This is a genomic window from Phenylobacterium sp. LjRoot219 (genome assembly GCF_964252995.1).
GTDB lineage: Bacteria > Pseudomonadota > Alphaproteobacteria > Caulobacterales > Caulobacteraceae > Phenylobacterium.
Map to the genome: position 1 here is coordinate 1,986,799 of NZ_CAXUQI020000001.1, position 11,486 is coordinate 1,998,284.

Genomic DNA, 11,486 nt, shown 5'->3' on the forward strand with positions numbered 1-11,486 from the left:
CTCTAAGCGGTCACGGTTCGGGCCGCGGATTGCGGACGCACCCGCGCGCTGGCGGGCAGTTTCAGAATGGCGAGCGCGCCTTCGCCCCCGGGCGCGTCGGTCAGCTCGAGCTCGCCGCCATGGTCTTCCAAGATTCTCTTTACGATTGCGAGGCCAAGGCCAGTACCCTTTTCGCGAGTGGTTACGTAGGGCTCGGTCAGGCGGTCGCGATCCTTCGCCGGCAAGCCTACGCCGTTGTCTTCGATCTCGAACATGACGCCGCAGTCCTCGGCGACGAGCCGGGCGCGGATGCGGCCGTCCAGCTCGGGATGGCCGATGCGGCGCGCCTCGACCGCCTCGGCGGCGTTCTTCAGCACATTGGTCAGCGCCTGGGCGAGCATGCGGCCGTCGGCGAGCAGGGTGACCGCCGGCGGCTCCTCCAATTCGACGTCGACGTCGGGGGTGGCCACCCGCTGGGCGAACACCGCCGCCCGCAGCAGTTCGGCGACGTCCTGCTCGGCGAACTTCGGCGTCGGCATCCGGGCGAAGGCGGAGAACTCGTCGACCATCCGGCCGATGTCGCCCACCTGGCGCACGATGGTGTCGGTGCAGCGGTCGAAAGTCTCCAGCTCGGTCGTCGGCACGTCCTTGCGGTACTTCTTGCGCAGCCGCTCGGCCGACAGCTGGATCGGCGTCAGCGGGTTCTTGATCTCGTGGGCGATGCGGCGGGCGACGTCGCGCCAGGCGGCGTTGCGCTGGGCGGTGACCAGCCGGGTGATGTCGTCGAAGGTCAGCACCAGGCCGGCCTCCGAGCGGCTCGCCCGCACCCGCAGGCGGCGGGTCTCGCGGCCGCGGATGACGTCGACTTCCTCCTCGGCCCCGGTGCCGGCGTCGGCGGCCTCCAGCACGGCGGCGAATTCCGGGGCGACCTCGGCCAGCGGCCGGCCACGCGGACTGGCGGTGAGGCCGAGCAGCGCCGCGGCCTGGCTGTTGGCGGCGGAGATGCGGCGCTGGGAATCCAGCCCGATGACCCCGGCGCTGACCCCGGCCAGCACGGTCTCGATGAACTGCCGGTCGCTTTCGGCCTCTTCGCGGGCGCGCCGCAAGGCTTCTTGCTGCGCCTGAAGATCGTGCGTCATGCTATTGAAAGCCCGCGACAAGACCGCGATCTCTTCAGGATCTGCTTCAGCATCGACCCGGGCGCTGAGGTCGCCGCTGGCGACCCGTCCGGCCGCTTGCACCAGTCGCGCGACCGGCGCGGAGATGGCGCTGGCGGCGGCCATGCCGAGCCACACCGCGCCCAGCAGCACCAGCAGCGCCGTCTCGACGTAGCTGAGCCCAAAGATGGTCTGGATGCGCGCCCGGCTGGCGGCGGCCTCGCGATAGGCGACCATCGAGCCCTCGGCCTCGCGCAGGTGGTTGAGGATGCCCTTCTCCACCGGCCGGACGACGTAGAGGTAGGCGTCGGGATAGGCGCTGAGGCGGTAGACCGCCCGCATCAGGTCCTGCTGCTCGACCGCGCGGACCGAAATGTCGCCCTCGTCGGCGGCCTGGAAGCTGGACGCCGGCGGCACGACGTAGGGCGGCGCGTCGGCGCTTTCCGCGCGCGCCAGCACCCTGCCCTCGTGGTCCACCAGATAGGCCGCCGGGAAGGCGTGATAGGAGGCGAGCACCGCCAGATAGTGGCTGAAGCTGATCGGGCTGGAGCGGAGGTGCGGCGCTTCGCGATTGAGGTCCGCGCCCATCACCGTGACGTGGTCGCCGATGTAGCGCTTCTGATCGTCGACGTAGGAGCGGAAGACGGTGGCGGAATTCTCCACCACGGTCTGCACCCGCCCGCCCAGCCAGCGCTCGACGCCCTGATTGACCAGCACGCCCATGAACAGCGCGACGACGACCGCGGGCACCACGGCGGCGACCGCGAACAGGGTGACGAACCGCAGGTGCAATCGGGCCCCGGCGTCGCTCGCCCGGGCGTTCATCAGCCCGACGAACTGCAGCGCCACGACCGTGGCCAGCGCCAGGATCAGCACCAGGTTGAAGCCCAGCACCGTCAGGATCAGCCGCGAGGCCGGACCGACCGGTCCGCTCGTCGGCGGCGAGGCGGCGAGCATGACGCTCAGCGCGGTCAGGACGACGGCGGTGCCGTAGCCGATGCCCAGGGCGACACGCGAGCGCAACACGCGCCAGACTCGCTGAACGCTGGAGCTCTTCTGGATGCGGTCAGCCAGCCACGCCATTGGGGGTTAACCCTAAGGCACTGTGCCCCAAATTCAACAGCGTTGTGGCGGGCGTGCGTCAGCTCGCCCGCGACACAAGCGCGCCGCTCCTACCGGCGGCCGCGGGCCATCTCCACGCCGAGGTCCTGGATCTTCTTGCGCAGGGTGTTGCGGTTGAGGCCGAGGATCTCCGCCGCGCGCAGCTGGTTGCCGCGGGTGGCGGCGAGGGTCAGCTGGATCAGCGGCCGCTCCACCTCCTCGAGCACCCGGTCGTAGAGCCCTGCCGGCGGCAGGCCGTCCGGTTCGTCGGCGAAGTAGGCGGCGAGCTTGCGCTCGACGAGCTGCGATAGCGTCTCCGGGCCCTGCTGGCCGTCGACCGACGGCTGCTGGTCGGCCAGCTCGCGCTCGATGATCCGCGCGGTGATCAGGTCCTCGGCGTAGAGCGCGCAGACCCGGCGGATCAGGTTCTCCAGCTCGCGGACGTTGCCCGGCCAGCGATGCAGCTTGAGCCGGTCCAGCGCGGCCGCGTCGATGGTCTTCGCCGGCAGCCCTTCGCGGTTGGCGCGCAACAGGAAGGCGCGCGCCAGGTCGGGGATGTCTTCCGCCCGGTCGCGCAGCGGCGGCAGCCGCAGCGGAGCGACGTTCAGGCGGAAGAACAGGTCCTCGCGGAACAGGCCCTGCTGGATCAGGCCGCGCAGGTCGCGGTTGGTCGCCGCGATGATCCGCACATTGGGCCGGCGGTTGGTCTTCGGATTGAGCGCCGGCTCCGACCCGTCGATCACCCGCAAGAGCCGGGTCTGGGCGTCGAGCGGCATGTCGCCGATCTCGTCGAGGAACAGCGTGCCGCCGTCGGCCTCGACCAGCTTGCCGTAGTCGCCGTCGTCCTTGCCGAACAGCTCGGCCTCGACCCGCTCGCGCGGGGTGGCGGCGAGGTTGATGACGACGAACTTGCCGTCGCGGCGCCGGCCCATGTCGTGCAGGGCGCGGGCGACCAGCTCCTTGCCGGTGCCGGACTCGCCGGTGATCAGCACGGTGAGGTCGGCGCCGACCAGCCGGGCGATGGTCCGGTAGACGTCCTGCATCGGCGCCGAGCGGCCGATCAGCGGCAGCCGGTCGTCGCGCACCGCCCGGGCCTGGGCCTTGGCGGCCTCGGCGTCGGCGGGCCGGGACAGCGCCCGCTTGGCCGCCGAGGTCATGTCGTCGAGGTCGAACGGCTTCGGCACATAGTCGAAAGCGCCCACCTCGGCGGCGTTGACCGCCGTCACCAGGTTGTTCTGGGCGCTCATGACGATGATCGGCAGCTTCGGGCGCTCCTTGCGGATGCGCGGCAGCACGTCGAACACGTTCTCGTCCGGCATGACGACGTCGGTCACCACCAGGTCGCCGTCGCCGTCGGACACCCACTTCAACAGCGTCGTGGCGTTGCCGGTGGCCCGTACCTGATAGCCGAGGCGGGTGAACGCCTGACTGAGCACAAGCCGGATCGACGAGTCGTCGTCGGCGATCAGGATCTTCTTCTGAACGGCGTTCATGCAGTCAGGTCCCCCTCGGAAGCGATCGGCAGAAGCACGCGGAAGATCGTGCGGCCTGGCTCCGACTCGAAATCGATGAGGCCGCCGTGACCGGCGACCAGCTTGGCGACCAGGGCCAGGCCGAGACCGGCGCCGTTGGCCTTGGAGCTCACGAAAGGCTGGAACAGGTGGTCGCGCAGATGGCTCGGCACGCCCGGACCGTTGTCCTGGATGCGCACCTCAAGCGGCGCGCCGCGTAGCGACTGTCCTTGCGCAGCGCGGACCCGCACCCCGTGACGGTAGGCGGTCGTGATGCTGATCTCGCCGCGGCCGTCGCCGCGGGCGTGCGCCGCCTCGGCGGCGTTCTTCACCAGGTTGAGGAAGATCTGGATCAGCTGATCCTCGTCCCCGAGCGCCGGCGGCAGCGAGGGGTCGTAGCTTTCCTTCAGGGTCAGGCCGTCGGCGACGCCGTTGGCGGCGAGCGCCCGCACCCGGTCGAGCACCTGGTGGATGTTGATCGATTGGCGGTCCGGCAGATGGTCGTCGGAGAAGGCCTCCATCCGCTCGACCAGGCGGCGGACCCGGTCGGTCTCGTCGACGATCAGCTGGGCCAGCGGCACGTCCTCGGCCTTGGCGCCGGTCTTCAGCAGTTGGGCCGCGCCGCGAATGCCGGCGAGCGGGTTCTTGATCTCGTGCGCCAGCATCCGGCCGAGGCCGACGACCGAGCGCAGGCCGGCGGCCTCCGCGGCGCTTCGCTCCGGCCCGAGGCCCGTCTTCACCGCGAGCGTCAGCAGCACTGAGCCATCGCCCAGGGGCGCGGCTGCGCCATCAGCCTCGAACGGCGGCAGGCCGAACAGGCTGATCTGCAGTCCGCGCTCGCGAACCCGAGCATCCTGCTCCAGCGCGCGGCTCAGCAGGTGCACCAGGGCCGAGCCCGGCGGCAGGGCTGCGCTGAAGCGCCCGCGGGCGAGCAGGCCGAGGCCCTGGCCGAACAGCGCCTCGGCGGCCTCGTTGACCGCGCTCAACGCGCCTTCGGCGTCAACCACGAAGGCGGGGTCGGGACTGAGGTCGAAGGCCGCGGCCTTCAAGGCGTCGACGCCGATCCCCGGCGGTTGGCGTTTGTTCGGGCTTGTCATGCGGCGAGCCTGGGTTGATCTCGGGTCCAGAGGGCTTCCAGGCCGCGTTCAACCGCGGCGGCTTCCTCGAGCCGGCAGAGGCGACTGCGCGCCTCGCGCCGAGCTTCCGGGCTGACGGGCCGCGGGGCCTGTTCGATGTAGGCCGCAAGGTGCTTGCGGAAGATCTTCAGGCCCAGCCGCTCGCCATAGAAGGCGAGGCTGTCCCGGAAATGGTCGAGCGCGATCTGCAGGCGGTCTTCGAGCCCTGGCTCGCGAAACTCGCGCCCGGCCAGCTCGGCCTCGATCTGGGCGGCGATCCACGGGCGGCCATAGACGGCGCGGCCGACCATCACCGCATCGGCGCCGGAGGCGTCCAGCGCGGCGCGCGCGCTCGCGCCGTCGACGATGTCGCCGTTGACGATCACCGGGATGTTCACCGCCGCCTTCACCGGGGCCACGGCGCGCCAGTCCGCCTGGCCCTTGTAGAACTGGCTGCGGGTGCGGCCATGCACGGTGACGGCCGCGGCGCCCAGGCTTTCGGCCATGGCCGCGAACTGCGGTGCGTTGCGGCTTGCGTCATCCCAGCCGAGCCGCATCTTGACCGTCACCGGCACATCGACCGCCTCGACCGCGGCGGAGATCAGCTGGGCCGACAGCTCTGGCTCGCGCATCAGCGCCGAGCCGCACAGCGCGCCGGTGACTTCCTTGGCCGGGCAGCCGAAATTGAGATCGATGATGTGGGCGCCGGCCCGCGCCGCCGTGCGCGCGCCTTCGGCGATGTGCGCCGGATCGCGGCCCACCAGCTGGATGACCATCAGCGGCAGCCCCTCGCCCACCGCCGCGCGGCGGACCACGTCGGGACGGCCGCGGGACAGCTCGGCGCAGGCGACCATCTCGGTGGCGACGTAGGCGGCGCCGAGGCGGCTGGCGGCGCGACGGAACGGCAGGTCGGACACGCCGGTCATCGGCGCGATCCAGGCCTGGCCGCCGACCTCGACGGAGCCGATCCTCAGCGACGTGCTCATTTTGTAGTCACCCTCACCGCACTGTTTTTAGGCAAATTTGGAGGCGGCGTAAAGCTGGAACGTAAGGGCTCGCGGCCCTAAACAAGCGGCATGGCGTTTTCAGCAGTTGTGGTGGCGGCGGGCTCGGGGTTGCGGGCCGGTCCGGGCGAACCGAAAGCGTGGCGGATGCTGGGCGCGCGCCCGATCGTGCGCTGGTCGGTCGAGGGCTTGTTGTCCGCCGGCGCGGACGAGGTCGTGGTGGTGGTGGCGCACGATCGCCTGGCCCAGGTCGACGCCGCATTGGCCGGCCTGGTCGGCTGGCGGGCGGTGACCGGCGGCCGCACCCGGGCGGAATCGGTCCAGGCGGGGCTGGCGGCGCTGAGCTGCGGCCGCAACGACGCGGTGCTGGTGCACGATGCGGCGCGGCCGTTCGTCAGCCGCGCCCATGTCGAGCGGCTGCTGAACGCCCTGGAGCTGGCGGACGGCGCGGTCCCCGCCCTGCCCGTCCCGGACACCCTGAAACGCGGCGACGGCCTGGTCGAGGAGACGGTGTCGCGCGATGGATTGTGGCGCGCCCAGACGCCGCAAGCGTTTCGCTTCGGCCGGCTGAAGGCCGCCTACCGCCTGTGGCCCGCGTCGGAAGAGCCGACCGACGACGCCTCGGTGCTGGAGCGCGCCGGCGGCAGCGTCGCCATGACGCCTGGCGATCCGATGCTGATGAAGCTGACCTACCCGGAGGACTTCCTGATGGCCGAGCAACTCGCCGCCTCCCGCCGCATCGTACGGATGGGCCAGGGCATCGACGCTCACCGGTTCGGCCCGGGCGACGTCGTCTGGCTCTGCGGCGTGCGGATCGAGCACGACTTCGGGCTGGTCGGCCATTCCGACGCCGACTGCGGCCTGCACGCGCTGACCGACGCGGTGCTGGGGGCGATCGGCGACGGCGACATCGGCGACCATTTCCCGCCGACCGACCCGCGCTGGAAGGGCGCGTCCTCGGACCAGTTCCTGATCCACGCGGTCCAGCGCGTCGCCGCCCAGGGCGGCGAGATCCTCAGCGCCGACGTCACGTTGGTTTGCGAGCGGCCGAAGATCAAGCCGCACCGCGAGGCGATGCGGCGGCGGATCGCCGAGTTGCTCGGGCTTCCGGTGCACCGGGTCAGCGTCAAGGCGACGACGACCGAGGGCATGGGCTTCACCGGACGCGAGGAAGGCCTGCTGGCCCAGGCCGTGGTGTCGGTCGAGACGCCGCTCTGAGCGGATCTCAGGGCCGCAGCTTGCGCCAGAGCGCGCCGGGCAGGTCGACGTAGTCGTCGGTCCATGGGCGCACGGCTAGCGGGTCGGCGCGCCGCCACTGCCCGTCCTGCGCGAAAGGCGCGAGGGCGGCGGGCGAACGGCCGATAATCACCGCGTCCTCGTCCGCTTCCCAGCCGCCGGTCGACCCGAGGATGCGCCGCTGCTGCACCAGGGCCGATCCGCCGGCGGCCGCGGCCACCGCCTGCGCCGGGCCCAGCAGGTCGAGGTGGCGGTTCGACAGGTGCAGGATCAGCACGCCGTCGGGCTTGAGCCGAGTGAGGTAGCCGCGGACCGCCTCCACCGTCAGCAGGTGGGCCGGCACCGCGTCCGACGAGAAGGCGTCGATCAGCAGGATGTCGAAGGCGTCGGCGGGCTGCGCGGCCAGGGTCAGGCGGGCGTCGCCGGTGACATAGTCCACCGGGCCGCGGGCGCAGCGGGTCGTGTAGGTGAAGTGGCGCGGGTCGGTGGCCACGCGCACGACCAGCGGATCGATCTCGAAGAAGGTCATGCGGTCGGCCGGGCGCACATAGGCCGCGACCGAGCCGGCGCCGAGCCCGACCGCTCCGATCCTTAAGTTCGGCCGCTGCGCCGCCAGGCCCTGAAACACCTGCCCGATCGGCGAAGCCGGCGTGTAGTAGACCAAGGGGCGGCAGCGAAAGGCGGGGTGCTGCGCCTGGGCGCCGTGCAGGGTGGTGCCGTGGGTGAGCATCCGGACCGGACCGCCCAGCGCCGGCGCATAGGTCTCGGTGATGCGCAGCACGCCGAAGAAGCTGCGCCAGCTCTTGACCGTGACCGCGTGCTCCGACGCCGCGTGCGCGCCGATCGACAGCGCCGCCAGCGCGGCGCAGAACAGCAGCCCGTCGCCCCGTAGGCGCACGGCGGCGACGGCCGCGGCGGTCAAGAGCGCGATCACCCCGAGCTGGGCTGGGTCGACCACGCCGATCGTCGCGGCGTCGGAGACGCGGCCGCGGAAGGTCGCCAGCACCATCGCCGCCAACGCGGCGGCCGCCGCCAGGCCGAACATCACCCAGCTCTGCGCGCGCACCGGGCCCCGCCCCTGCGGCCGCACCAACGCCGAGAGCGTCAGCACCAACGGATACTCCCAGACGTTGTTGAAGATCGCCGGGGCGAGGAAGGCGTTGAACGCGCCGCCCATCACCCCGCCCAACGACATCCAGAAATAGAATTCGGTCAGCTGGTTCGCCGGTGGCCGCCGCGCGACCAGCGCCTGGTGGCACATCAGGGCGGTGAAGAAGAAGGCCGACAGGTGCGCCGCGAACTGCGGCGTCAGCGGCGCGGCGCTGAATGGGATGAGCACCGCGCTCGCCGCCGCGGTCGCGGCCTGCAGCGCGAGCGTCGCGGCGGGCGGAATCGGCGGCTTGGCGGCGAAGGCGAGCACGAAGGTGGCGAGATAAAGCGCCAGCGGCGCCGCCCACAGAAACGGGGCGGAGGCGACGTCGGTGGTGATGTGGGCGGTCACGCCGAGCATCAGGCTCGACGGCAGCGCCGCCAGCGCCAGCCAGCTGAGCCGGTCTTTCCAGCCGCTCCGCGGCGCAGGCTGAACACCTGCGGCGAGCGGAGGCGCCGGGTTGGCGCGTAGCGTCACCAGCGCCAGGGCGCCGATCAACAGGACGAAGGCGACGTAGCCGAGACTCCAGCCGACCCGCTGGGCGCTGAGCGTCAGATGGAGCTCGACGAGGAGCGGATAGGCGACCAGGGCCAGCAGGCTGCCGAGGTTGCTCGCCGCGTAGAGAACATAAGGCTCCCGGTCCGGCCCCCCGCCGAAGGTGCGGGCGTGCCAGGCCTGCGCCAGGGGGGCGGTCGCCGAGAGCACCGCGAAGGGCGCGCCGATCGAGACCGCCAGTACGCCCAGCAGCCACAGGCCCGGATGCTCGACTGACGGCGGACCGAACGGCTGGCGAATGGCCAGCGGCAGGACGGCCGCCGCGGCCAGCAATGCGCCGCCGTGCACAAATGCCTGCGCCCGCAGGCTCGGCAGCCGCTGCAGCAGATGGGCGTAGCCGTAGCCCACGAGCAGCGCCGCCTGGAAAAAGGCGACGCTGGTGTTCCACACCGAGGGGCTGCCGCCCAGCAGCGGCAGGACCAGCTTGGCCGCCATCGGCTGGAGCAGGAAGACCAGCGTCGCGCTCGCGAAGACGGTGGCCGCAAACAGAACCGCGGCGGGCCGCTCCGCGCGGTCGGCGACGAGGCTTGCCGTCATCGATCCAACCCCTTGATGCGACGCAGGCCCGATGGTGTGGTCGGATCCGCGCTGCGGCTAGTCGGATTCCGCTTCGGAGTTGGTCCCCATGTTCTCGCTTGAGATCGCCACCCTCGCCCGTCTGCTGGTCGACGAGGCTGGCCAGCGTTCGCTTCGGATCGTGACCGCCGAGAGCTGCACCGGGGGATTGGTGGCGGCGGCGATCTGCTCGGTGCCGGGGGCGTCGGAGGTCTTCGAGCGCGGCTTCGTCACCTATTCCAACCGCGCCAAGCAGGAACTGCTCGGCGTCCCGGGCGACCTGATCGCCGACATGGGCGCGGTCTCCGAGCCGGTCGCGCGGATGATGGCCGAAGGCGCGCTGGAAGCGTCCAACGCCCACGTCTCGGTGGCGATCACCGGCGTGGCGGGGCCCGGCGGCGGCACCCGGATGAAGCCGGTCGGCACGGTCCACATCGCCACCGCCCGGTCGAACCAGGGACTGATTCACCGCGAGGAGTTCTTCCCCGAGCCGACCCGCGAGGCGATCCAACTGGCGGCGGTGCAGTCGGCGCTGCAGGCGCTGCGCGACCGGATCAACTGACGGCGCGCCGAAATCCCACGTCCATCTCAAAGACGTGGCCCGGACAAGCCGGGCCATGACGGTGGTTATTGAGCGATCGCGCCGCTGGCCACGGATTCGGCGGGCGGCGGCGGCAGGGCGGCCGCCTCGTCGCCGTACAGCGTCTTCGCGCGAGCCTCGAAGCAACTGATCAGCTTGTCGACGGCGTGGCTGAAGTTGGTGCGCAGCAGGGTTTCGAGCAGGCGCGACTTGAACAGGAAGTCGATGTCGAACTCGATCCGGGTGCAGCCGTGGCCGGCGTCGATGAAGCGCCAGCGGTTCTCCAGCTTGCGGAACGGACCGTGCAGCAGGCTGACGTCGATCTGGCGGTTATGCGCGTCGCGCCGCACGCGCGTGGCGAACTTCTCGCGCAGGAACGAGAAGCCGACCGAGGCCTCGGCGTCGACCGCGTCGACCCCGTCGCTCAGCCGCCGCGTGTTCCAGGTCCGCATGCTGGTGAGCCAGGGCACGAAGTCCGGATAGGTCGCCACGTCGCCCACCAGCCGGAACAGCTGATCGGGGGCGTACGGCAGGACCTTGGAGACGTGATGGCGCACGACGGGGCGTTCCTCAGCGGGCTTCGCGCGCGAGCCGGGCGGCCTTCAGGCGCGCGAAGTCTTCGCCGGCGTGGTGCGACGAGCGGGTGAGCGGGCTGGCCGACACCATCAGGAAGCCCTTGGCCTTGGCGATCTCTTCCAGGGCGTGGAACTCGTCAGGATGGACGAACCGGTCGATCGCCGCGTGCTTGCGGGTCGGCTGCAGGTACTGGCCGATGGTGATGAAGTCGATGCCGGCCGACCGCATGTCGTCCATCACCTGCATGACCTCTTCCTTGGTCTCGCCTAGGCCGACCATGATCCCCGACTTGGTGAACTGGGTCGGATCGCGTTCCTTCACGCGCTCGAGCAGTCGCAGCGAGTGATAGTACCGCGCGCCGGGCCGGATGCTCAGGTAGAGCCGCGGCACGGTCTCCAGGTTGTGGTTGAAGACGTCCGGCTTGGCGTCGATCACCAGCTCGGCCGCGCTGACCGGCTTGCGCAGGAAATCCGGCGTCAGGATCTCGATGGTTGTGGTCGGCGAGGCCTCGCGAATCGCCCGCACCACGGCGGCGAAGTGGGCGGCGCCGCCGTCGGCCAGGTCGTCGCGGTCGACCGAGGTGATCACCACGTGCGCCAGGCCCATCTTGGCCACGGCGTCGCCGACGCGGCGCGGCTCGTCGGCGTCGAGCGCCTCGGGCTTGCCGGTGGTCACGTTGCAGAAGGCGCAGGCCCGGGTGCAGACCTCGCCCATGATCATCATGGTCGCGTGGCTCTTCTCCCAACACTCGCCGATGTTGGGACACGCCGCCTCCTGGCAGACCGTGACCAGCTTGTGGTCCTGCACGATCTGCTCGGTCGCGCGATAACCCTTGGAGCCCGGCGCGCGCACGCGCAGCCAATCCGGCTTCTTGAGAATCGGGGTGTCGGGACGGTTTTGCTTTTCCGGATGGCGGGGACGTGTCCCGCCCACGGTATCGATCACCACGGCCATGGGCCCTAAATCG

Annotated in this window: 9 protein-coding genes; 2 read left to right on the forward strand and 7 right to left on the reverse strand. The window is 71.0% G+C overall.

Translation table 11 applies throughout. The features are described 5' to 3' along the window. Nucleotides 1-2: 2 nt before the first annotated feature. The 4 genes from ACSQ14_RS09780 to dusB all read right to left on the reverse strand — a co-directional run bounded on the left by ACSQ14_RS09780 (nt 3) and on the right by dusB (nt 5,849). Complete coding sequence (locus ACSQ14_RS09780; RefSeq protein ID WP_436012137.1) at nt 3-2,162, reverse strand: ATP-binding protein; 2,160 nt, start codon at nt 2,160-2,162, stop codon at nt 3-5. Nucleotides 2,163-2,308: 146 nt separating this feature from the next. Then, nucleotides 2,309-3,730, reverse strand: a complete 1,422-nt coding sequence (gene ntrC, locus ACSQ14_RS09785) for a nitrogen regulation protein NR(I) (protein ID WP_436012139.1) — start codon at nt 3,728-3,730, stop codon at nt 2,309-2,311. Continuing rightward, complete coding sequence (locus ACSQ14_RS09790) at nt 3,727-4,845, reverse strand: two-component system sensor histidine kinase NtrB (RefSeq protein WP_436012141.1); 1,119 nt, start codon at nt 4,843-4,845, stop codon at nt 3,727-3,729. The genes ntrC and ACSQ14_RS09790 overlap by 4 nt, the downstream gene beginning before the upstream one ends. Beyond that, complete coding sequence (gene dusB, locus ACSQ14_RS09795; protein WP_436012143.1) at nt 4,842-5,849, reverse strand: tRNA dihydrouridine synthase DusB; 1,008 nt, start codon at nt 5,847-5,849, stop codon at nt 4,842-4,844. The genes ACSQ14_RS09790 and dusB overlap by 4 nt, the downstream gene beginning before the upstream one ends. 90 nt (nt 5,850-5,939) lie before the next feature. Between dusB and ACSQ14_RS09800 the strand changes: the two genes are divergently transcribed. Beyond that, a complete protein-coding gene (locus ACSQ14_RS09800) occupies nt 5,940-7,085 on the forward strand; it encodes a bifunctional 2-C-methyl-D-erythritol 4-phosphate cytidylyltransferase/2-C-methyl-D-erythritol 2,4-cyclodiphosphate synthase (RefSeq protein WP_436012145.1) in 1,146 nt (381 codons plus the stop codon). A 7-nt stretch (nt 7,086-7,092) separates the two neighbouring features. On the opposite strand, the gene ACSQ14_RS09805 is transcribed toward ACSQ14_RS09800, so the two are convergent. Then, complete coding sequence (locus tag ACSQ14_RS09805; RefSeq protein ID WP_436012147.1) at nt 7,093-9,345, reverse strand: spermidine synthase; 2,253 nt, start codon at nt 9,343-9,345, stop codon at nt 7,093-7,095. An 88-nt stretch (nt 9,346-9,433) separates the two neighbouring features. Here ACSQ14_RS09805 and ACSQ14_RS09810 point away from each other — a divergent pair, with 88 nt between their 5' ends. After that, nucleotides 9,434-9,925, forward strand: a complete 492-nt coding sequence (locus ACSQ14_RS09810; protein WP_436012149.1) for a CinA family protein — start codon at nt 9,434-9,436, stop codon at nt 9,923-9,925. Nucleotides 9,926-9,990: 65 nt separating this feature from the next. On the opposite strand, the gene ACSQ14_RS09815 is transcribed toward ACSQ14_RS09810, so the two are convergent. Together ACSQ14_RS09815 and lipA are read right to left on the reverse strand one after the other, a co-directional pair. Then, a complete protein-coding gene (locus tag ACSQ14_RS09815; RefSeq protein ID WP_436012151.1) occupies nt 9,991-10,500 on the reverse strand; it encodes a type II toxin-antitoxin system RatA family toxin in 510 nt (169 codons plus the stop codon). Nucleotides 10,501-10,513: 13 nt separating this feature from the next. Then, nucleotides 10,514-11,473 (reverse strand): lipoyl synthase, encoded by a 960-nt coding sequence (gene lipA, locus ACSQ14_RS09820; RefSeq protein ID WP_436012153.1) that lies wholly within the window; start codon nt 11,471-11,473, stop codon nt 10,514-10,516. Nucleotides 11,474-11,486 lie beyond the last annotated feature (13 nt).

What these genes read in the sequence shown, in the direction of transcription:
- lipA (WP_436012153.1), bottom strand. Translation starts at nt 11,473, where the DNA reads ATGGCCGTGGTGATCGATACCGTGGGCGGGACACGTCCCCGCCATCCG.
- dusB (WP_436012143.1), bottom strand. Translation starts at nt 5,849, where the DNA reads ATGAGCACGTCGCTGAGGATCGGCTCCGTCGAGGTCGGCGGCCAGGCC.
- ACSQ14_RS09790 (WP_436012141.1), bottom strand. Translation starts at nt 4,845, where the DNA reads ATGACAAGCCCGAACAAACGCCAACCGCCGGGGATCGGCGTCGACGCC.
- ACSQ14_RS09810 (WP_436012149.1), top strand. Translation starts at nt 9,434, where the DNA reads ATGTTCTCGCTTGAGATCGCCACCCTCGCCCGTCTGCTGGTCGACGAG.
- ntrC (WP_436012139.1), bottom strand. Translation starts at nt 3,730, where the DNA reads ATGAACGCCGTTCAGAAGAAGATCCTGATCGCCGACGACGACTCGTCG.
- ACSQ14_RS09805 (WP_436012147.1), bottom strand. Translation starts at nt 9,345, where the DNA reads ATGACGGCAAGCCTCGTCGCCGACCGCGCGGAGCGGCCCGCCGCGGTT.
- ACSQ14_RS09800 (WP_436012145.1), top strand. Translation starts at nt 5,940, where the DNA reads ATGGCGTTTTCAGCAGTTGTGGTGGCGGCGGGCTCGGGGTTGCGGGCC.